This window comes from Paraburkholderia panacisoli (assembly GCF_008369935.1).
Taxonomy (GTDB): Bacteria; Pseudomonadota; Gammaproteobacteria; order Burkholderiales; family Burkholderiaceae; genus Paraburkholderia; species Paraburkholderia panacisoli.
On sequence record NZ_VTUZ01000005.1, the window covers coordinates 285,136 to 306,894 of the forward strand.

Consider the following 21,759-nt stretch of genomic DNA (forward strand, 5'->3'; position numbering starts at 1 on the left):
ACAATGACGTCATTGCGCCAGACAATATTGCTATGAACCCGGCAGAACTCCCCGATCTGAAGCTGCTGCAGCTTTTCGACCTTCTCTACGATGTGCGCAGCGTCACGCGAGTGGCGGAGCAGTTCGGACAGAGTCAGCCCACGATCAGCATCTGGCTGGGGCGTTTGCGGGAGCATCTGCAGGACCCGCTGTTCATACGGACACCGGGCGGCATGGCGCCGACGCCGCAAGCCGATGCGCTGATCGGGCCGTGCCGGGAGATTCTCGAATCGCTGCGGCGCTTCGCTGCCTGGGAGATCGCGTTTGATCCAGCCACGGCGAAGCGGCGGTTCCGTATCTGCATGACCGACGCCAGCCACATCACGCTGCTTCCGCGCATGCTGGCGCACGTGCGCGCGCAGGCACCGGGCATTCGTCTGGAGGCGGCAAGGATCGACGGCAATACAGAACGCGCGCTGGAATCAGGTGAGGCGGACCTTGCGATCGGTCATGTGCCCTGGCTCGGCGGCGGTATTTACCAGCAGCAGTTGTACACGCAGGACTGGGTGTGTCTGATGAATAAGCATCACCCGCGAGTGCGCGCAAAGCTCGGGTTAAAGCAGTACCGTGCGGAAGGTCATGTCGTCATCGCGGCGGGGACCGGGGCGCAACTGCTGGAGCAGGCGCTCGTGCGCGAGCAGGTTGAGCGGGACGTCGTGCTCGAACTGCCGGGCTTTCTCGGGCTGGGGGCGATCATCCAGACGACCGACCTGATCGCCACGCTGCCACGGCATATCGGCGAGACGCTGGCGAAGGTGAATGATCTGTCGGTGCATCCGTGTCCGATACCCGTGGAGGGATTTGCGGTACGGCAGCACTGGCATGCCCGCTATCACCACGAAGCGGGGAATCGCTGGCTGCGCCATCTGGTGGCTCAGCTATTCAGCAGTTTGCGTTGATCTTTCGCGTGACGTCGGTTGCCGTGGCGTCGCGAGAAGCTCTGCCTTGCTGGCGTGCGGAGAATGACCCAGGCTTGGCGAAGCGCGGCGGGCGAATGAGCGTCGCTCCGCCGCCACTTTGTTGGCGTTTGCTGGTCCAGCAGATCGGCGCCATCCGCTGGTGCGTGATCGCGCGAGCGGCACATCGGGCGCTCAAGTCTTCCACAACGCGAACTCTCCATGCGCAAGCTCCTGTTTGAGAAAGTCGACGCAGACGCGGACCTTGGCCGACTGCGCCGAGCGCGCCGCTGACATCGCCCATACGTCGGCTGGCTGCTCCCACGCCGGAAGCACGCGTTCGAGCGTTCCCTCGGCAAGCGCCTGCGCCACGTACGACTGCCCGACCATCACGATGCCGTGGCCATCGCGCGCCCAGCGCAGCACGACGTCGCTGTGGTTCGACGCCAGCGATCCCGTGACCTTCACCGTGCTCCAGCCGCCGGCTCCGAGCAGACGCCACACGCCGAATGGCTCGTCGCGTTCGCGGAACACAAGGCAGTCGTGCTGCGCGAGTTCCTCGACGCTCTTCGGGCGGCCGCGTGCGTCGAGATAGACCGGCGCCGCGCACAGCACGCGCGGACTGACCGCGATGTGATGCGCGATCAGCCCCGGCTCCTGCAACGCGCCGACGCGCACATCGAGATCGAAACCCTCGTCGACGAGGTTGACGCGGCGATCGACCAGCTCCAGCCAGATTTCCAGTTCCGGATAGCGCTTTTTCATCAGTGACACGATTGGCGCGATGTGGCTGCGCCCGAGACGCTGGCTCGCGCTGATACGCAGAGACCCCCTGGGATTTACCCGCAGGTTCGACAGATCGTCGCGCATCGCGTCGACGTCCTGCAGGATCGCGCGCGCCCAGCGATACACCGTTTCGCCATCGGATGAGAGCGACACACGCCGCGTCGTGCGATGCAGCAGCTTGACCCCGAGCGTCTTTTCCAGCAAGGCGATGCGCTTGCTGACGTGGGTCTGCGAGCTCCCGAACTCGTGCGCGGCGGCGACGAAACTCAGGCGGCGGGCGACCTCGCAGAAGAGCCGGAGATCCGCGAGCATCGGTTCATTAAGCATGATCTGGTGATTATGGGGTGCAAGATCGAATAATAATAGTTCGATTCGGCGATAGTAGTCTCTGGTCATGCCTAGAACGCACAGGAGACAAGCATGATCAATGGCAATACCGGGCTCGTCGCCCACATCGGCTATCCGACGCACGCCTTCAAGTCGCCGATGATCTACAACCTCTACTTCGAGCACGCCGGCATCAATGCCGTCGTGGTGCCGATGGGCTGCAAGCCCGAGCATTACCGGGCCTTCCTCCAGTCGGTTTTCTCGCTCGAGAACATCCGTGGCGCGCTCATCACGATGCCGCACAAGGTCACGACCGTCGGCCTGCTCGACGACGCCACGCCGACCGTAAAAATCGCCGGCTCGTGCAACGCGGTGCGGCGCACGGAAGACGGGCGTCTTCTCGGCGATATGTTCGACGGCGAAGGCTTCGTGCGCGGCGTGCGGCGCAAGGGCTGCGAACTCGAAGGCACGCGGGTGCTGGTGGTCGGCTGCGGCGGCGTCGGTTCGGCAATTGCGGCGTCGCTGGCTGCGGCCGGCGTCGGGTGGCTCGGCCTCTACGACGCATGCGCCGAGTCGGCGCAAGGCTTGAAAGAGCGTCTCACGACCCATTACCCGAGGCTCGAAGTCACGACCGGCAGCAACGATCCGGCGGGCTACGACCTCGTCGTGAACGCCACGCCGATGGGCATGAACGAAGGCGATCCGCTACCGGTCGATGTGGAGCGCATCGCGCCGCACACGTTCGTCGGCGAGGTCGTGATGAAGACCGAGATGACGGCGTTCCTCAAGGCGGTGCAAGCGCGCGGCTGCCGCTTCCAGGTGGGCTCGGACATGCTGTTCGAGCAGATTCCCGCTTACCTCGAATTCTTCGGCTTTCCGACGACCACGCCGGAAGTGCTGCGTTCGGTCGCGAAGCTGAGTTACTGAGCCAATCCAGGTCAAGTTCAAGGAGACGACATGACGACGACACCCCAATTCGGCTGGTGCGGTCCACTGCAGAACGCGGCGTTGATGAAGGAGGCCGGGCTCGATTACATCGAAGCGCAGCTAGTGCCGATGAAACTCGAGGACGACGCATCGTTCGCGAATACCAAGGCGCTCATCAAGGAACTGCCGTTGCCGGCGCTCGCCTTCAGCTATCTGTTCCCGCACGACGCCCGCATCGTTGGTCCGGAAAAGGACGAGCCACGCAACCGCGCTTACTTCGACCGGGTGGTGGAACTGCTGACGCTGTCACGAGCCCGCGTCGTCGTGCTCGGCAGCGGCTGGACGCGCAACATCCCTGAAGGCTGGACTCAGGCTCAGGCCGAAGACGAATTCCTGACAACGCTCGGATGGTGCGCCGATGCGCTCGAAGGCAGCGGCACGACGCTCGTGATCGAGCCGCTGAACCGCAAGGAATCGAATCTCGTGAACAGCGTCGCGGACGGCGCGCGGATCGCAAAGTCGCTGAACCGTCCCGAAGTGCGCGGCCTCGCGGACTTCTATCACATGGACGAAGAAGCCGAGCCGCTAGACGAGTTGCGCGAGCACTGTGCGTGGCTTGCTCACATCCATCTCGCCGACACTGGCCGGCTGAATCCGGGCACCGGCGGCTATGACTACCCGTCTTTCTTCGGGCATCTCAAGGCCTGCGGCTATCAGGGCCTGCTCAGTGCCGAATGCGGCTTGAAAGGCGAGCCGCTCGCTTCGATGCGCGAGAGCGCGACGTTCCTGCGTCGAGCGTGGAACGACGCATAACGCCCGCATACACAACAGGTCGACACAGACCTGCCAGGGGTTCGCAAAAGCGAATCAACCCATTGGAGGAGACGAACATGGATATCAACATCACCGACGAGACAGCGGTCAACCGTGCGGTCGGCAAGTCGACAAAACGCCTGATTCCTTTTTTGCTTCTAATGTATGTGCTCGCGTTTCTCGACCGTGCCAATGTCGGCTTCGCGAAGCAAGGACTGCACGATGTAGTCGGCATTTCGGACGCGGCCTTTGCGTTCGGCGCCAGCATCTTTTTCATTGCTTATGTACTGCTTGAAATCCCGAGCAACCTCGCGATGCATAAAGTGGGCGCCCGTGCCTGGATGTGCCGCATCATGGTGACGTGGGGCCTCGTGTCGGCCGCGACCATGTTCGTCCGGGGTTCGGCGAGCTTCTACGTGCTGCGCTTCATTCTGGGTGCGTGCGAAGCGGGCTTCTTTCCCGGCGTGATCCTGTACCTGACCTACTGGTTTCCCGACCGCGCCCGGGCGAAGGTCGTGGGCCTCTTCTACTTCGGCGCGCCGCTCGCGTTCATGTTCGGCTCGCCGCTGTCCGGCTACCTGCTGCGCTTCGATGGCGTGCTCGGATTGCACGGCTATCAGTGGATGTTCATGCTCGAAGGACTTGCCGCAACGGCCGTCGGAGTGTGGGCGTACTTCTATCTCGACAACAACCCGGCCGATGCCAGGTGGCTCGATGCCGAGGAGAAACGCGAGTTGGTTGCCGTCCTTCAGGGGGAGCAGTCCTTGAAGCTGGCGCAAGGACCGCATGGCGTGGGCTCCGCACTCATGGATCGCACGGTGCTGTACTTCGGCCTGATCTTCTTCCTGATCCAGATGGGTGTGTCGGTGGTGGTGTTCTATCTTCCGACCTTCGTCGGCAAGCTGCTCGGCACGGGGCCGAACGCGCTGGTGGGCTTCGTCGTCGCGATTCCGTGGACCTGCGCGCTCATTGCGACGTTCGCCGTGCCGAGACTGGCGGCACGCGGCGAGCGGCTGGTGCTCTTCGGCTGCGTGAGTCTCCTGATCGCCGCGCTTGCGATGTTTGTCTCGGCAGGCTCATCGCCGCTGATTTCGATGATCACGCTGTGTTTCGCGGTGGCGGGACTCTGGGCGGTCCAGCCGATCTTCTGGTCGCTGCTCACCAACTATCTTGGTGGCATGGCGGTCGTATCCGGCGTCGCGATGGTGAACACGATTGGCAACATCGGCAATTTCGTCTCGCCGAACGTGAAGGCATGGGCGGACGCGAGCTTCGGCTCGAGCGTGACGGGGCTGATGCTGCTGAGCGGTGTCGTCGTGCTGGCGGCGCTGCTTTTCATCGGCGCGCGGCGCTCTTCGCAACCGGCTGTCGTGGAAGCCGTTCACTTCTGAGGCGTAGCAACGCGGTGAGGAGGTTAGGCTGCGGTAAGCAAATTTACCGGCGCTCGTGCACGGATTGTCCCCAGCCGGCTCGGGAGACGCTGACCCGTGTTTAAACGTCTTTGGTGTCAAATACGAGAAGCTCGACACCGGCCTGTGCGAAATTGGCTAGATCGCTCGCTGTCGCTCGGCCTTCGGGTGAATTGAGTGCCTGTTGCAGGGAATCCATCGAATCAAAGCTCAGGATCGCTGCGAGGTAATACGGGGATTCGCCTTGCGCGATCGCTACCGGCCCGGCACTCACTTCATAGCGTTGAAGGCCGGAGATCGTCTTGGCAAGAGGCACATGATTCGAAAAGTAGTGCGCGTCGAATGCGTCCGGGTTTGACGGCGTCTTGTATAGGGCGACGAGCTTTGCCATGGTCAGGTCTCCTTGATCACCCGGAGCGATCGGTGCACGACTGAAATGAGCGTCTCGCGCTCCAATCTGCCGACGGCCGGGGATCATGCCGGACTGGTACGGATTCACGTAGACGACCGTCTTAGCTTGTTGAAATTTCACGTTGAATTCTACGCTGGCTTTGAATTCTCATCGAAACGTTTCACGAGTTTTCGCACATTTCGCCGGACCGTACCCTATGACGGTGCCCAGACCTATTCACGGCGTAGACTGAAGAAGGAACGAGTTGCTAGTGCTCGCCTGACATGGATTTCACACGAAGAAGATTGATGCATGCAGAAACGTGAAGCCATGAATTCTCGAAAGAGGTAGTCGCTGTAGAAATACGAAAGGGCACCGGCTGGCGGTGCCCGAGGGTTTTAGCGACCGGCGCTCTGGCCGCCGTCGACGTGCAGGATTTCTCCCGTGATGAACGGTGCGGCATCGAGGAACACAATCGCGTCGGCGATGTCGCTCATCTCGCCCATGCGTCCGAGCGGATGGAAGGTGCCCAGCACTTCATGAGTTTCCGGCGCGTGCATCGGCGTCTTGATGATCCCCGGCGCGACGGCATTCACGCGAATCCCTTTCCTCGCGTACTCGATCGCCAGCGACTTGGTGGCGGCGTTCAGACCACCCTTCGTCAGGGCTGCCAGTACTGAATATCCGCCACTGATCGCATTGTCGGCGGTGCTGGAGGTTACGCTAACCACGTGGCCGCTCGAATGCTTTTCCATTTCGGCGATGGCGAGTTGTGTCATGTGATAGAAACCCGCCATATTCACATTCATCACCGCGGCGTAGTCTTCCGCGGTGTGTTCGGTGAATGGTTTGCCGATGTAAATGCCGGCGTTGTTCACCAGCGTATCGATCCGGCCAAATCGCGCGACGCCTTCGGAAATAACACGCTGAGCGGTTGTGCGATCACCGATGTCGCCCGCTACCGTCAGGATGTTTGGATCTTCCGACGGCTTGATCGAACGCGAAGTCGCAACAATGCGATAGTCGAGCTTGCGAAACGCCTTGACGACTTCGGCACCGATGCCTTGCGATGCGCCGGTAACGATGACAACCTTGTGTGACGTGCTCATGCTTTACCCAGAAAGTTTTTATTCGGTTTCGACGCCGATCGGGCCAACGGCTCCGACAAAGACAAATGCGGACACGTTGACTCAGGTTTCGCTTAAACCCGCAATCAACCCTTCTTGGCCTGCGCCAGCCACTGGTCGAGACTGACGCGACCGATCCGCGCGTCGCCGAGCGGCACGAGCGATTGTTCCTCGACACGGCCGCCGTAGTACAGCGCATCGCGGTCCGTCACCACCGGGCGCGCGTCACCTGCCGATTTCAGATAGCGCGTAATGATGTCCGCGAAGGGCGCGCGGTCCGGGCCGGCGATCTCGACCGTGCCGTTCAGCGGCGCGGCGAGCGCGATCTGCGCGAGGCTCGCCGCGACGTCGTCCGCGGCGATCGGTTGAAACAGTCCTTCGCCGATGCGCACCGTGCCGTCGACCGTGCTGAAATCCGCAATACCGCCGATGAACTCCATGAACTGCGTCGCGCGCACGATCGTGTAGGGCACGCCGGCTGCTTCGATCACCTCTTCCTGCGCGACCTTGGCAGTGAAATACGCATTCTCCGGCGAGCGGTCGCAGCCGACGATGGATAGCGCGACGTGATGGCGCACCCCCGCGGCCACTTCGGCCTTGCCGAGGTTGCGCGCCGAGGTGCGGAAGAAGTCGAGTACCGCCTGCGGCTCCCATGACGGCGCGTTCGTCACATCCATTACGACATCGGCGCCCTTCAGCGCATTACTCAGGCCCTCGCCCGTCACAGCGTTCACACCAGTACGCGGCGACGCAGCAAGCGCCTCATGACCCGCCTCGCTGAGCAGCGTGACCACACGCGATCCGATCAGACCGGACCCACCGATTACGACGATCTTCATGGCAGATTCTCCAGATGAGAGTAAATGAACGCGCGGGGCATCGGGCGGGTGTCGTATCGCATGAAAGTGTTCGCCGCCGTCGCATCGCGTGAAACCATTGTGAAAGAATCATGCTCTATCGAAAAGTGCCAAGAATTGTCAATCCGACTAGTCCATGTCGGTTGCCGCTCCCCTTGCCCGCGAGACCGTCATGACCGTAGCGACTCCCGCATTGAGTATCGAAATCGACCGGCAGCATCAGTTGCCGATCTATCTGCAGATCTGCGAGCGTTTCAGGACCGCAATCGCTGCGGGGCATCTGCGTCCCGGCGATCGCGTGCCCGCGCTGCGCGGCCTCGCCACGCAGCTGAACACGGCGCGCGGCACGGTCGAACTCGCCTACACGATCCTCGTCGACGAGGGCTACCTGCAGATGCGCGGCGCGGCGGGCACGTTCGTATCGTCGTCGCTGCCGGCATCGGTGATGCGCTTGTCGCATGCGCAAGGCGTTCAGGAGGCACCCGGCAGGCAGAGTACTGAAGGAACGGGCGCGCCGCAGACGCCGGGCGAATCGACCAGTGGTCCAGCGGCGCCGCGCCAGCATGCCATCGCCGTCGCCATGAGCGGCGAGCCGCGGCCGTTGCAACCAGGCCTGCCCGCGCTCGACGCGTTTCCGGGCAAGCTATGGAACCGGCTCGTGTCGCGTCGCGCGCGCAGCGGCGAACGCGCGATGCTCGCGTACCCGGATCCGGCCGGCTACCAGCCGCTGCGCGAACATATCGCCACTTATCTCGGGCTGTCGCGCGGTGTGACCTGCCTGCCGGAACAGGTGTTCGTTACCGGCGGCTACCGCGCGACGCTCGAACTCATGTTGCGCAGTCTCGCCCGCCCAAACGATCGCGTGTGGTTCGAGGATCCTGGCTATCTGCTCGCGCGCGGTTTTCTGGCCGAGACCGGCGTTCAACTCGTGCCGGTGCCGGTGGATGGCGAAGGAATCGACGTGGAGCGCGGCACACTGCTGGATGCGCAGGCGCGCTTCGCAGTGGTCACGCCGTCGCATCAGAGCCCGCTCGGGCACACGCTGTCGCTCGCAAGACGCATGGCGCTGCTGGACGACGCAGAGAAAGCGTCTCGCTGGATCATCGAGGACGACTACGACAGCGAGTTCCGTTATCTGGGCCGGCCATTACCGGCTCTAAAGAGCCTCGACCGGCGCGATCGGGTGATCTATTGCGGCACGTTCAGCAAGGTGATGTTTCCCGGTTTGCGGCTCGCGTATGTGGTGGTGCCGGAGCGGGCCGTCGAGCGCGTCGGGCGGGTGGCGCACAGCATGAACGCCGGATCGCCGACGCTATTGCAGGCGGCCATGGCGGATTTCATCGGGCAGGGACATTTTGCGCGGCATCTGAAGCGGATGCGTGCGTTGTACGGCGAGCGGCGCGTACTGATCGTGCACGCGCTGGAACAGGCGTTTGGCGAACGGCTGATTGTCGATTTGCCGCCAGGTGGAATTCAGTTCGCGGTGCAGTTCGCCGAAGGTCCCGATGGCCCGGTCGACGATGTCGCCGTCGCCGCGCGCGCCCGCGAGGCGGGGCTCGCCGTGCTGCCGCTGTCGATCTGGTACGCGAATGGCCGCGCGCGGCGCACGCTGCGCGGCCTCGTGATGGGCTTCGCGAACATCGCCGATGCGGGTGAGGCAGGCCGTCTCGCGCGAACGTTGCGCGCGTGCCTGGACGGCTGACGCGCGGGGCATGTGCCCGGATCTCGAATGAGCGCAGCGCGGCACGCCTTGGCACGATGTGGCAAGGATGTTTTCGCAACGGTTTTGTCAGGTCGCCTGGTCAACCTGACAAAACCCGATCAACTCACGGCTTTTCCTCCTTGGGTGTTCCGGACCGTTCTGCGTCGTTCCTCAGAGTGCGCGGTCTTGAACGCCAGACACGAGTAATTTGTGCCCCCGCACGGCGCCCGCATTCGACAAATAACCCCAATAGGTGTTCGTCCAACCGAGCCGATGGGGCACACAGAAAACATAAGCCACGACCCGACGCAGCTTTCATGGCGGTTTAGACGGTATTGCATATCGCGGTCCAGTCTAACGTCGACGTTGCATTAGCGACAAACCATCGCGTATTGCGCACATTGCAACATGTTGCTGCCGCCGAATAAGGGTGCCCCCATTTCCTTCTACGAAAATTGTGGTAAGACAACATTAAACAAAACGAATGCTGTCCTGCATCTAACTTCCCTTTGATAAGGGTATCCCCCCCGAGTGACTGTTCCTGTCTCTTGTATTTACACTTCCCTGTTGTCTTACAACAATGTGGTGTTTGCGGGCAGGCGCTAGCGCATCGAAACCATTTCGTTAGGGAAAACTTAGTGTCGAAGCATCAGAGTAATCTTGATAAAGCGGCGCCCGCAGCGGGCGATTCCTTGCGTATGTCGCGTCGTGGTTTCATCGGCTTGGGAGGGGCGCTTGCGGCTACTTCCCTACTGCCCTCGGTTGCAGGGGCGCGGCCGACTGCACCGCTCATCAATGCAGCTCCAGGCAGTGTCTTTGATGTGCGCGCTTATGGGGCGCTGGGCGATGGCAAGGCCATCGATACCCCGGCCGTGAACCGGGCCATCGAAGCGGCTGCGGCCGCTGGTGGAGGGACGGTTCGCTTTCCGGCAGGCACGTATGCTTGCTACTCGATTCACCTGAAAAGCTCGGTGGCCCTTTACCTCGACGAAGGATCGACGATCCTGGCAGCCAGCACCCCGCGGGAGGGAACGACGAGCGGCGGCTATGACGCGGCGGAATCCAACGCGCCTTGGGAAGCCTATCAGGATTTTGGTCACAACCATTGGCACAACAGCCTGATCTGGGGCGAAGGACTGCACGACATTGCCATTCTCGGGCCGGGCCTCATTTGGGGCAAAGGGCTCAGTCGCGGGCACGCGGACGATCCGGATCTGCCGATTGCCGAACGGCCGGGTGTCGGCAATAAGGCGATCGCCTTGAAAAACTGCCGCAATGTCATCCTGCGCGATTTCTCGCTACTGGCGGGCGGACATTTCGGCATCTTGGCGACCGGTGTCGACAACTTCACCGTCGAGAATTTGATCATCGATACCAACCGCGACGGCATCGACATCGATTGCTGTCGGAATGTCCGCGTGTCGAACTGCACCGTCAATTCGCCCTGGGACGATGGGATCTGTCCGAAGAGTACCTATGCCCTAGGCTATCCACGGGCCACGGAAAACGTGACGATCAGCAATTGCTACGTTACCGGCGGCTATGAGATGGGGTCTGTTCTAGACGGCAGCTTCAAGCGCTTCGGGCCGGAATTTGACATGAATCCCTGGAACCGTACCGGCCGCATCAAATGCGGAACCGAGTCGAATGGCGGGTTTAAGAACATCACGATTTCGAACTGCATCTTGGAAAGCTGTCGCGGGCTCGCGTTGGAGACCGTGGACGGCGCGGTTCTGGAGGACATCACCATTACCGGCATCACCATGCGCGATGTGCGCAATTCGCCGCTGTTCTTTCGTCTGGGGGGGCGAATGCGCGGTCCGAAGGGCCTGCCACGCAGCACCTTCCGGCGCGTTCTGGTCAGCAACGTGACCTGCAGCGGCCCTGCCAATACCATGCCGTCGATCATCAGCGGCATTCCCGGGGCCTCGATCGAGGACATCAAGATCAGCGACTTCTTTGTCCAGCAAAAGGGCGGTGGGACGACCGAACTCAATCAATGGACTCCGCCTGAACGGGAAGCGGATTATCCCGAGCCCTTCCGCTTTGGCCCGCTACCGGCGTACGGCTTCTTCATGCGCCACGTAACCAACGCTGAATTCAGCAATGTGGAAATTGCCAATGTCGCGGCCGATGCGCGGCCGGCACTTTGGCTGGAGGACGTGAACGACTCTGATTTTTCCCGCCTGACCTTGTCGAAGGGCCGCGGTGGCCCGGCATTCATGCTGAACAAGGTGAGTGGTTTCCGCGTCACGGGAAGCCGCAGCGTGCCCGACATGGCGCTGTCAGACATCGCGCACCGCGAAATTTGACGAGGAAGGAGATCAGAATGTCGATGAAACCTATGGCGGCTGTCTCCCTGGCGGCCGTTCTGGCCGCCTGCAGCCACATCACCACCGCCGGGCCGACGGGTTCCGCCGGACCCCAAAGCCCATATGTGAAGGCCGAGTTGGCGATCGACGCGTATAAGAACGAGCCCGGCTGCCGGGGGCCATCGTTCTTGGCCGCCACCGACGCCCTCAGCGATTTGAGCGGCGAGGTTGCGGCTGCTGCGGCGCCCTTTGACCCAAGCGCAACCGATCTCAGGATGAAGCACTATGTTGCCGCGTTCGATCTTGGCGACACGGCAAAGGCCAAACGTTGTCTGGACGAAGCCGAAGCGATCTATCGCGGAATGCTCGATCGGTATCCCGATATGGCCTATGAACACCTGCATGAACGGTCGAATGCGGGTCTCGCCGATGTTCGGCAGATGAGAGCGCAAGATGCTCCAGGCCAAGATAGCCGATAACCGATCAATGCCATCTCCGGACAAACGTGTTTTATGCCCCTTGTACGGATTGGCTAAGGTCCCGATCGATAAATTCGAGCGATCATCCTCCGGCGAGTTTGGTGGGAGGATGATCGATGGGCAAACCGGAGTTCGCCAAATAATTCGCAAATTATTGAACCAAAGTGCCTGCGGATCGAGATCCTGAGTGGGCCGGAGCGTCACCGTCGTTGGAGCGGCGACGAGAAGGCCAGCATTGTGGTGGAGAGCCAACGCCCTGCGGCGGCGGTGGGCCAGCGGTACGGGGTTCACGCAAACCGCCTTTATAGCTGGCGGCGAGAACTGCGGGAGATGGTGCTGCCCGAGCCCAGCGCATTACCCGCTGCTCCTGCGTCGCAGTAAGCGTACGTGCGCGACCTGTGCCCTTGGTCGATCGCAGCGCTCGCACACCATAACCACGGCCTCGCGCCTGCGCCCTAGTCTTGTACGCCCACGAGCGATTCATCTCAAACGACGCGGCAACACTTCATTTGGATGCTCGCCTTCAGCCATACGCTGAACTGCAAGGATACGCATCTCTTCGAGCGTGTTGTGAGCCAGGCACGGGTCATCTGGTTTCATGGGCGATGCTCTCAATAGCTATCGCTCAGGGATAGACTATCTGTCCGCAAAATTCCTGACTTATGAGTAAGAATCCGGTGCGTGACGTTGGAACCGTCGCCTGAATCCCCGTAAGGATTGAGCGCGCCCAAAGGGTATTCGGCAGGATTCGCAGCACAGCGGCCATCGGAATGGCCTCGATGCGGGAAGCACGGACGGCAGCAAATGGCCGACTGCCGCCCGACCCACTACCGTCGTTCGGACCTCCGTTCCTCAAGGGCAGCTTACTGGATACCAACGGTCATCCATGTCAACGTTCTGGCCGACAGGTACGCATGAGGGTTGTTCGACGCACGCCCGTTCCCTTGGGGGTGTGACCACGCAGGACGAGCGCCCGGGGCCATGCATTGCCTACTGGAACAATAATTCTTCTTGCGGCCAGGCGCGTTGCTCTAATCTAGAAAGGCTGTGTCGACGAGACCTGGAAATCGGAGGAATTCATGGCGTTGCTCAAATGCAAGCAATGCGGGAACGAGGTTCGCGACAAGGCGACGTCGTGCGTCAAGTGTGGCGCGCCTGTGGTAAAGCGGCAGACCGACGCGGGAAAGATGTTGGGCAGCTTGGGGGTGCTTATAGTCGGTACGTTGATCACCTGGGGTTGCGTTTCGGACAATAGTGCTAAGAACGGCATCGACGCAGCGAATCAAGCCCAGTTGTGTAGCAAGGACGATCTGCAATGTCTCGGCGATAAAGGGATCGTTGTGGCCGGCATCTATTGCAAGGATCCGATCGAGCGACTTGCGACGCACACCGTGAAATGGACGGGCGGCACCTACGAGATGAAGTTCAGTCGCTTTCGCTGGACCGATGAGCCGGGCGGCCTCATCACATACATTGGCGACAAGGCCGAGTTCCAGAACGACGTCGGCGCCTATACGCCGATCATTTACCAATGCGACCTTGCCAGTGATGGCAAGACAGTTCTCGCCGTCAGTGCGACCGCAGGCAGATTGCCGCCCTGACGACGCCCTGATCCAACCAGAGCATTGAATCATCCCGCTCGATCGTTTGTATCCGTTTGTCATCGTTCACTGTTGCGAACGAAAAGCTGATGGAGATCCAGATTAGTTATCGACTTGAGTCGGCGACGCCGCAGTCCGTGTTCCCCGACGACCCGACGGGTGAAGACGGAGCGCGAAGGTCCGTTTTCTGGTCCGGAGTTGACGTTCGAGTGTCCATGCGAAAGCGCAGGTCAATGGCCGAAAGTGGCCGAGATCACCAGTTCGGTGAACGCCCTCCAGAGCGGACGTTGGAGTCATCAACGGCAGCTTTCCGGCAGGCTGGGTGAATGCGTACTTCCGGCCACAATCCGTCGTTCGTTTTAACCGCCGACGTGACACCTCGGCGACTGCTTTCAACTAGATAACGGACCATCACAAGGCGAGATGAGCAATGGGCCAGTTGACTTTAGCCAGCGACCTAATTGTTTAGAAAGCTTCCAGGTTAAAAAAACTTGAGCACAAATATCCGAATCAAGTTTTGAAACCTTGTAGGGTTGTCAGTTCGGAAGCTCACATTTCGAATGCGAGAATAACCGGCCAGCTTAGAAGATGTCGCCTAGTCTTGGAGGACCGCCGCGCAGTGCGAAGATTTTCTCCACCGCGGATATCTCTGTTTGACGGGGAGCAAAAATGGCTAAGGTGTCATCCGCTGAAGTTATGAGAGCAGCCGGTTATGCCTTGAGGACTTGGGATAGGAACCCTGACTGGCTTGAGTCTCGCGCTGAGGATGTGCCGCCTCAAGTAATCGACGTCGTCAAAGCCGCGCCCATGCGGGATCTTTACACGTGTTCAATAGGAAAGTTCCGGGCGGCGCTGCGGGTTGTTGGCAACTCGTCCGCGCCCACGCGGAAAGGGGAGTGTATGACACGTCCAGGACTATCTCGGCCCCCGCGACGCATACCGCATCGTCAGCATTCAGCCGGACGCATCTGGCTCGCGATCGGCATTTCGCTCGCTGAACTCTACTTGACGCAACTGGCGTGCGCGGGGGGCATCCTGCCAAAGGGCGGCCGTTACGTCGCCGGCACCGGTACGATAGTGGGCACGAGCAATGGACTGGTGATCACACAACCTGGTTCGACACGCGGTGTGATTGACTGGAACAGCTTCTCGATCGGCGGGAACAACAGCGTGACGTTCGATAACGGCACTGGCGCGACGCTGAACCGGGTGACGGGTGGTTCACCCTCCGCCATCCTCGGCAGGCTCAGCGCAACGGGCAGCCTGTATGTGATCAATCCGCAGGGCGTCGTCGTGGGGCCATCCGGTACGGTGACGACGGGCGGACGCTTCGTTGCATCCACACTGGACGCACGCGACAGCGCGTTCATGAACGGCGGCGCGCTTATTCTGTCGGGCAATTCGGACGCAAGCGTGATCAACCTCGGCAAGATCGGTTCGACCGGCGGCGACATATTCCTGATCTCGCGACGCGCCGTGATCAACGCTGGCACTATCACAGCGCCGAACGGCACGGCCGAACTGGCCGCCGGCGAACAGGTGCTGCTGCAGGACTCGGCCAGCAGCAAACAGGTGCTCGTGCAGACCGGCAGCCAGGGTACGGTCGTCAACGGCGGACGCATCGCAGCCGCGCAGATCAGCCTGCAGGCCGCCGATGGCAACGTATTTGCGCTCGCCGGCGGTGGCACGCGCATCCGGGCGACGGGCACGGCGAATCGCGACGGCCATGTGTGGCTCGTCGCCGACAGAGGTCGGGTCGAGCAGTCGGGCGTGATCATGGCCACCAACGCGGACGGCAGAGGCGGAACGGTCGATACCGACGCGGCGCAAACGGCGTTCGGCGCCACGGCAGCCGTGCATGCGGGCGAATGGAATCTCTCGACGCCCGCCTTCACGATCGACCAATCCGCTGCACGCGCACTGGGCGGCAGCCTGAATTCGGGCACTTCCGTCGCTGTGACCACGACACACGCGACAGGCGCGACGGGAGACATCGGCGTCGCATCGAACCTGAGCTGGAGCGGTCCCGCTTCGCTGACGCTCGCCGCGTACCGCGACGTGTCGATCGGGAGCGGCGCGAAGATCGCGAACCAGGGCGCTGGCAATCTCAGCTTGCGCGCCGACGCAACCGGCATCAACAACGGCGGCAGCGTCACCAACCACGGCACGCTCGACTGGTCGAAGAGCACCGGTACGCTGAGCGCTTTCTACGACATGAACGGCAGCTACGTTGCCGGTACCCAGCTGAGCAACGCGGCATGGGTGCCCCCCGCATTCAGCGGCCTGGTTAAGCAGATCACCGCGTACAAGCTTGTGAACTCCGTGACCGATCTGACGAACGTCGCCAAGGATCTCAGCGGTAACTACGCGCTCGGCAGGAACATCGATGCGAGCGCGACGAGCAGCAGCCCCTTCGCTCCAATTGGCAACGTCGACACACCGTTCACTGGGCAGTTCGACGGACAAGGCAAGGCGATCACCTCGCTCACGCTGGGCGGGTATCTGGTTTACTCCGACGATCAGCCACAGCCACTAGTGGGCATGTTCGGCGCGATCGGTACCCAGGGCGTCGTACGCAACCTCGACATTTCGGGCACGGCGAACTCGGCTAACGTGAGCGGGCTTGTAGGGTTCCCGAGCTTCGATATGGGCATACTCGCCGGCCTGAACAACGGTACTGTCGTGCGCGTGAACACGGCCGGCACGGTGGCGACCAGGAATCCCAGCGCGAGCCTTCCGGTCGACTTTTCGATAGCCGGTGGGCTCGTGGGCGTCAACGCCGGCTCGATCCTGCGTTCTTCGAGCAGCGCCGACGTAAGCTCGGGCGGGGTGCTCGGTGGACTGGCGGGCGCGAATAGCGGCCTGGTCAGCCAGTCGTTCGCCACGGGAGCTGTCGCATCGTCGGGTTATGTCGCGAGGGGCGGTGGCGGCCTCGTCGGCTCTAACAGTGGCACGATCAGCCAGTCTTATGCAACCGGCTCTACATCGTTTCCGGGCTGCCGCTCCGGTTCGCAATGTGGCGGGGCCGCCCTCGTCGTCGATAACTCGGGAACAATCACCCAGTCATTCGCAACCGGTCCGGTGAACCAGCCGTTGTATGGACCGATCGGCATCGCGCGGTCCAATTCAGGCACGATTACGAACGACGTGTACTGGAACACCAACACCACGGGCGCCACAATCGGCGTCGTATACGGTACGCCGATTCCCACGGCGAACGGACTGACCACCGCTCAGATGAGCACGCCGACATCGTTCGTGGGGTATGACTTCAGCCCGACAGGGGTGTGGGCGATGCCTGTCGGCGCGACGCATCCGGTGCTGCGCTGGCAACTGGCGCAATGACACACGCGGAGTCAGTCAGTAGGGCTGTTAGCGAGCTTTCGACGCGGGATGATCTTGCCCACGAACTTGCGTCAAGGCACGCGTCCGCAAAGGCCGCGAACACGCCAACGATTTCGCCTCACGACTGTCCGCTGTGCTCGGAGACGAGCCGCGCAGGTCGCAACCGGGCGACTGGCTGAATCGGGTCGGGTGCCGTCCGCTGGCAGGGTGAAAAAGTTTGCGACCGACCCTGAGACAGTTAGGGCTTGCACGCGGAAAAATCCCATAACTTTAGGCAATTGAAGTCTGCCGTTAGTTTCCTAAAGTTGCGGGATTTTCTGCCAAATCTCTGGATTTTTTTCAAGGATGGACTATGCTCAAACCATTATGGAGTGGGCTCGCGACCCGAACCTCTACCCGCCGTATCTGCGCTCCCGGATCGGGCGCGGGTTGGGCGTGGGGTCGCGCACTGCTTACAGACCTTGGCGTGATATCCAAAATGCGGGCACCCGAGGCACCGCTGGTTGCGGGCACGGCATACGCATAGACCGGCGCTACGAGATTCTCGACCAACGAGCCAAGACTTACTTTTTCCTTCTAGAACGGGTGTCGACGATAGTTGACATCAGAGAACGCTGGCCGATCCTCGATATTGATAGCACCCTGCGACTGTCCTGTAAGTTCGGTGTCAACCATCCGATACGCGACTTTCTTCCCGAGCCGATCACTGTCGATTTCCTCATCACAGAGATGGGCCCGGAAGGGCCGGAATATCGAGCTGCAGCCTTGGCGGAAGACACTCATCGACTGAGCGTAAAGAATCAACGACTGAAGCAAGTGGCCCAGCAGTGGTGCAATGATCACGGAATCGGCTGGACTTTGGTTGACACTTCCCGGCTCGACAGAACCGTGTACGATTCACTACTCTTCATACGGGGTTGGTACCGCCACAGGTTTGTACCCGATTCCGTGATCGCCGACAGGTTTGCCCAATTTTTCATGAGCCATTATCGGAGCAACCTCGTTCTCAACGAGTTGGTCGAGATGGCCCGAAAAAATATGCGCCTTCGGCCAGATACCGCACTGGACGTGTTCCGGTATTGCGCGTGGTGCCGTCTCATTCCTATCTCTTTGACAGGCCATATCGCGAAAAACTGCCCAGTGATCTTGCAAGCGGGCGACAGTGATACCTGATTTCGAACCGAGACCGACCTCGAAGCCACGCCCCGGAATGGTTTTGCGCGTGACCGAGAACAACGTGTCTCGCTTTCTGCGCCTGACACATCTGTTCGACGACTGTGCTTACGCAATGTGGGTAGGCGAGCCCAATGAAGCGCGAACCGCACGGCGGCCCCGGAGACTCACGCTTAGCGAACTTGATCTCTTAATGAAGAATCGCAAAGCAACCTGGGGTCAGCTTCGCCTTCCGCCTGACCTACTTAACGTCCCGGACAAAGACTCGCTTGGCTGGAGAACACTCGAGCATCTCTGGGATCAAATCAAGCCTTTGATCGTCGAGTTCAGAGACCCCTACAACCTGAGTCGGCTACGGTTTAGCAGCCTGATTGCGCAGCACGCTGAACTCATACAAGGCAGCGCAACTACGCTCAAACGCTTGGTGCTACGGTACTATTACTTCGGAGGAACAAAAAACGCACTTCTTCCGCTCGCGCCTGGAACCAGGCCTAACCAACGCCAAAAAAACAAGGAAACGCCTCAACACCGACGCGGTCGGCAGTCAGTCAGTTCCAGAAAATACGGCGCCAACGATTTTGTCGTTTCCGCGTCTGATATTGAAGACATGTGTTGCGTGCACTCAAAACTTTGTCTGCATGGATCCAGCACGGTTTCCTATGCATACGACAGATATCTAGCAGATGAATTTCGGCGCCGCCACCCGGAAGAATACGCCGCCTATATCAATGAACAACGCTCAGAACCCGTTACCTTAAGACAGTTCCGCCACTACACGAAAGAGGCAAGAGCGCCTGACGACGAAACGCAATCGAAACGCGCGGCAGCCCGGCGCGATAGCAGCGGGACCTTGCAGGCGGCTAGCCCAGGAGACATAACAGAAGTAGACGCAACTGGCGGCAGGATATTTCTCGTGGAGCAAGGTAAGCCAGAGGGACCTGCCTGCAAATGCATCATATACATTGCCATTGATCGGTGGAGCCGGTTTATAACGGGACTCTACGTCTCATTGAAACCCGCTTCCTACGATGAGTTGCGCTATCTGCTACTCGTCTGCATGACTCCGAGAGAAGCGCGTTTTCGCGCGATGAACGTCAACGTCACGGACAAGGTTTGGCCCTATGGACGAGTGAGCGCAGTGATGACATTCGATCGGGGTTCGGACTTTCTTGCCGAATCAACCAAGCAGGCAGCAGCCGATGACCTGCGCATTGAACTAGCATATCTGCCACCCTTATGCCCTGATGGCAAAGCCATCGTTGAACGCGTAATTGGTGTCCTCAAAAGACGATTTGCCAGTCGGAGACTTAAGGGATCGTATAAAGACCGACCACTTGACCCGAAAACAAAAAGAGTCGCGCGCCGGGCCCGAAGCGCCGCCGCCTATACACTTGCAGAAGTCTACCGGATTCTTGTAGATGAGGTGGTGCAACACAATAGTCGGCCACATCCTGCACTGAGACGACGCAAGGTATTGGCGCAGGCAACCGTGCCGCCAACCCCGATGCAGGCGTACCTTTGGGGACTTCAAAATCTTGGTGGGGTCCACTCTCCACCGCTAACAGACGCTGACTACCAGCGACTGCTGCTTGCATCGGGTACGGGATACATTAAGAACGGCGGTTGCCAATTTTTAAGGCGCTCTTATATCCCTGTCAATTCCGAAGCTCTGGTCATAGCAGCAAGATCGACAAAACGTTCGAAGGAAACAAGCGTCCGGTACGACCGGACATTCCCACATTTTATCTATATTCCTACGACCGGGCCCGAGTGGGCGAAGTTCGAAATGACGCCAGAGTCGGCGGAGGAGCTACGCGGTATGTCCCTGGATGAGGAAGAAGCACTGTCGGGTACCAGCTCGTATCTGTGGGCAGAAGCAGACACCACCGCTCGCAGAGAGCGGGTCCAGAACGTATCAGCTGCATCAAGTCGCTCGACCGCCAAACGCAAATCTGCTTCGCAGATACAGAGCCAAGCAAGCGGCATGCGGGAGCGCGAAACAGCAGATATCAAGCAGCGTTTAACTAAAAACAATTCCGGCCGACTACCCGACGAACGAACCGACAGCCACTGCTCCGCCGGAGTAGACTGGCAGTCGGCCTATCGCGAGGAACAGCGGAAAACGGTGGCCGCCATCCGAAAGCAAAGGAAGGCGAAATGAAAACGGTTACTCGTGTGGACGCACGATATATGCCTACCGGCGTGCGTCGTTTCGACGGCCACCCTTTCATCGAGGCGCTTCCTCCGTTGCCGGACACAAAGCAGTCTCTTCTTTTACAGTTATCCAACTATCCCGATCCGCCCACCGGAAGCCTTCGACAAGCATCCGAAATCGTTCGAACAATGGAACTCTCGACCTTGTCGGACGTCGTCTATCCATTTCCGGACTATGCCGAAAGTGCACTTGACCTGAGCAAGATTATCCGGGAATCGTACGTGGCCCGGAACCCCCTTAACGCCATCGACATCCAACGACGGCATGCACTCGCCAGTAACTGCGCCGACGGCGTGCCTTTCCCGGCTGACTGGAAGTCGTCCGCCCAGGGACATTTCATGATGGCTATCACTGGAATGGGAAAAAGCACATTCTGGAATGCTTTTTCACTCCATTATCCGCAGGTCATCAACCACGCTGCTTACGGCAATCATCCGTTGCTGGCGCGACAGATTGTCTACATTGTGCTGAGTGTGCCACACGATGCGACTCTGAAGGGTCTTTGCATTCAGTTCTTTGATGAGATAGATCGTATCCTCGGCGATACCGAGTACAGCAAGGCCGCCAGGTCAGCTCCCTCGATCTCATTGATGGTTGAACTCATGGGCACAGTTGCCACAGCCGTCTCGCTCGGGCTAATCGTCATCGATGACGTGCAGAACCTTCGCGCCGCTAAAGGGACGACAGCCGAGTTTTTGCTAAATCTCTTCAGTGCAATTGTCGAACGCCTTGGAATATCCCTATTCCTGATGTCGACACCCGCCATCGACAAGGTTCTGGTTAACATAGTCAGGAATACACGAAAGTCGGCGTCATCCGGATGTGTGTACATTCCCCCCATGACTAGAAGAAGCAATCTCTGGAAAGACTTTACCGAAACCTATTGGACCTATACGTTTGTTAAAAGGAAGAAGAGACTGACCGACAGCATACGAGACGCATGGTGGGATGCCTCGGCTGGGGATACTGCCTTTGCGGTTCTGGCCTTCATGCTGACTCAACAGAATGCCATCGGCGGGACTGTCGAAGAGGTCAATGAGCAGGGTTTCCAGCGTACGACGGCCACCAACCTGGCAATCCTGCAACCCGCGATCGCCGCATTGCGTAGCAGGAGAATATCCACACTTCAGCGATTCGACGATCTGCTTTTCGGCAAGGAATATTGGGACCTGATGCGCCGGATCAAGACGGAGCCTGCGGTGGAGTCGTCCGTCAAGGACGAATTCGACGAAGTCATTGAAACGGCAAAAGAAAGTCAGCAGTCTCAGACGAAGAAAAAAGCGAAGAAATCGCAAAGTCAAGACACCGACTTTAAGTCTCCTATTGAAGATCCTTTGCTGAAATACGAGTAAGAACGGAG

At 60.0% G+C, this 21,759-nt stretch carries 17 protein-coding genes and 1 pseudogene; 13 read left to right on the forward strand and 5 right to left on the reverse strand.

The window, feature by feature from the left end; genetic code table 11:
* Window positions 1–32: 32 nt before the first annotated feature.
* Window positions 33–938, forward strand: a complete 906-nt coding sequence (locus FVF58_RS10145) for a LysR family transcriptional regulator (protein ID WP_149669766.1) — start codon at window positions 33–35, stop codon at window positions 936–938.
* 192 nt (window positions 939–1,130) lie between these two features.
* Here the strand turns inward: FVF58_RS10145 and FVF58_RS10150 are convergent, their stop codons facing one another.
* A complete protein-coding gene (locus FVF58_RS10150) occupies window positions 1,131–2,048 on the reverse strand; it encodes a LysR substrate-binding domain-containing protein (RefSeq protein WP_149669767.1) in 918 nt (305 codons plus the stop codon).
* A 93-nt stretch (window positions 2,049–2,141) separates the two neighbouring features.
* Here FVF58_RS10150 and FVF58_RS10155 point away from each other — a divergent pair, with 93 nt between their 5' ends.
* From FVF58_RS10155 to FVF58_RS10165, 3 genes are all read left to right on the forward strand, one after another.
* Complete coding sequence (locus tag FVF58_RS10155) at window positions 2,142–2,975, forward strand: shikimate dehydrogenase family protein (RefSeq protein WP_149669768.1); 834 nt, start codon at window positions 2,142–2,144, stop codon at window positions 2,973–2,975.
* 30 nt (window positions 2,976–3,005) lie between these two features.
* Window positions 3,006–3,788 carry a sugar phosphate isomerase/epimerase family protein gene (locus tag FVF58_RS10160; RefSeq protein WP_149669769.1) on the forward strand — a complete coding sequence of 261 codons (783 nt, stop codon included), beginning with the start codon at window positions 3,006–3,008 and terminating at the stop codon, window positions 3,786–3,788.
* A gap of 77 nt (window positions 3,789–3,865) precedes the next feature.
* Entirely contained in the window at window positions 3,866–5,179 is a 1,314-nt protein-coding gene (locus FVF58_RS10165) for an MFS transporter (protein WP_149669770.1), read from the forward strand.
* Between the two features lie 100 nt (window positions 5,180–5,279).
* Here the strand turns inward: FVF58_RS10165 and FVF58_RS10170 are convergent, their stop codons facing one another.
* The 3 genes from FVF58_RS10170 to FVF58_RS10180 form a co-directional block, all read right to left on the reverse strand.
* A complete protein-coding gene (locus tag FVF58_RS10170) occupies window positions 5,280–5,588 on the reverse strand; it encodes an EthD family reductase (RefSeq protein WP_149669771.1) in 309 nt (102 codons plus the stop codon).
* A 398-nt stretch (window positions 5,589–5,986) separates the two neighbouring features.
* A complete protein-coding gene (locus tag FVF58_RS10175) occupies window positions 5,987–6,697 on the reverse strand; it encodes an SDR family NAD(P)-dependent oxidoreductase (protein ID WP_149669772.1) in 711 nt (236 codons plus the stop codon).
* A gap of 104 nt (window positions 6,698–6,801) precedes the next feature.
* Window positions 6,802–7,554, reverse strand: coding sequence for an SDR family oxidoreductase (locus tag FVF58_RS10180; protein ID WP_149669773.1), 753 nt, complete (start codon window positions 7,552–7,554; stop codon window positions 6,802–6,804).
* Between the two features lie 190 nt (window positions 7,555–7,744).
* On the opposite strand from FVF58_RS10180, the gene pdxR reads away from it, so the two are divergent.
* From pdxR to FVF58_RS54695, 4 genes are all read left to right on the forward strand, one after another.
* Window positions 7,745–9,274 carry a MocR-like pyridoxine biosynthesis transcription factor PdxR gene (gene pdxR / locus FVF58_RS10185; protein WP_149669774.1) on the forward strand — a complete coding sequence of 510 codons (1,530 nt, stop codon included), beginning with the start codon at window positions 7,745–7,747 and terminating at the stop codon, window positions 9,272–9,274.
* A 638-nt stretch (window positions 9,275–9,912) separates the two neighbouring features.
* The gene (locus FVF58_RS10190) at window positions 9,913–11,586 is read left to right on the forward strand and encodes a rhamnogalacturonidase (protein WP_246217005.1); all 1,674 of its coding nucleotides are present in this window, start codon (window positions 9,913–9,915) and stop codon (window positions 11,584–11,586) included.
* Between the two features lie 17 nt (window positions 11,587–11,603).
* Window positions 11,604–12,065 (forward strand): hypothetical protein, encoded by a 462-nt coding sequence (locus FVF58_RS10195; protein ID WP_149669775.1) that lies wholly within the window; start codon window positions 11,604–11,606, stop codon window positions 12,063–12,065.
* A 183-nt stretch (window positions 12,066–12,248) separates the two neighbouring features.
* Window positions 12,249–12,446 (forward strand): transposase, encoded by a 198-nt coding sequence (locus FVF58_RS54695; RefSeq protein WP_425468946.1) that lies wholly within the window; start codon window positions 12,249–12,251, stop codon window positions 12,444–12,446.
* Here the strand turns inward: FVF58_RS54695 and FVF58_RS10205 are convergent.
* Window positions 12,412–12,665: pseudogene (locus FVF58_RS10205) on the reverse strand (IS630 family transposase); the annotation flags it as partial. The gene FVF58_RS54695 and the pseudogene FVF58_RS10205 sit on opposite strands and share 35 nt — an antisense overlap.
* Window positions 12,666–13,144: 479 nt before the next feature.
* Here FVF58_RS10205 and FVF58_RS10210 point away from each other — a divergent pair.
* The 5 genes from FVF58_RS10210 to FVF58_RS10230 all read left to right on the forward strand — a co-directional run bounded on the left by FVF58_RS10210 (window position 13,145) and on the right by FVF58_RS10230 (window position 21,751).
* Complete coding sequence (locus FVF58_RS10210; RefSeq protein ID WP_149669776.1) at window positions 13,145–13,666, forward strand: zinc ribbon domain-containing protein; 522 nt, start codon at window positions 13,145–13,147, stop codon at window positions 13,664–13,666.
* Between the two features lie 900 nt (window positions 13,667–14,566).
* The gene (locus FVF58_RS10215) at window positions 14,567–17,011 is read left to right on the forward strand and encodes a two-partner secretion domain-containing protein (RefSeq protein WP_149669777.1); all 2,445 of its coding nucleotides are present in this window, start codon (window positions 14,567–14,569) and stop codon (window positions 17,009–17,011) included.
* 345 nt (window positions 17,012–17,356) lie between these two features.
* Window positions 17,357–18,184, forward strand: coding sequence for a PDDEXK family nuclease (locus tag FVF58_RS10220; RefSeq protein ID WP_149669778.1), 828 nt, complete (start codon window positions 17,357–17,359; stop codon window positions 18,182–18,184).
* Window positions 18,185–18,233: 49 nt separating this feature from the next.
* The gene (locus tag FVF58_RS10225) at window positions 18,234–20,345 is read left to right on the forward strand and encodes a DDE-type integrase/transposase/recombinase (protein ID WP_188130773.1); all 2,112 of its coding nucleotides are present in this window, start codon (window positions 18,234–18,236) and stop codon (window positions 20,343–20,345) included.
* Window positions 20,342–21,751 carry an AAA family ATPase gene (locus tag FVF58_RS10230; protein WP_149669780.1) on the forward strand — a complete coding sequence of 470 codons (1,410 nt, stop codon included), beginning with the start codon at window positions 20,342–20,344 and terminating at the stop codon, window positions 21,749–21,751. Before FVF58_RS10225 ends, FVF58_RS10230 begins: the two co-directional genes overlap by 4 nt.
* Window positions 21,752–21,759 lie beyond the last annotated feature (8 nt).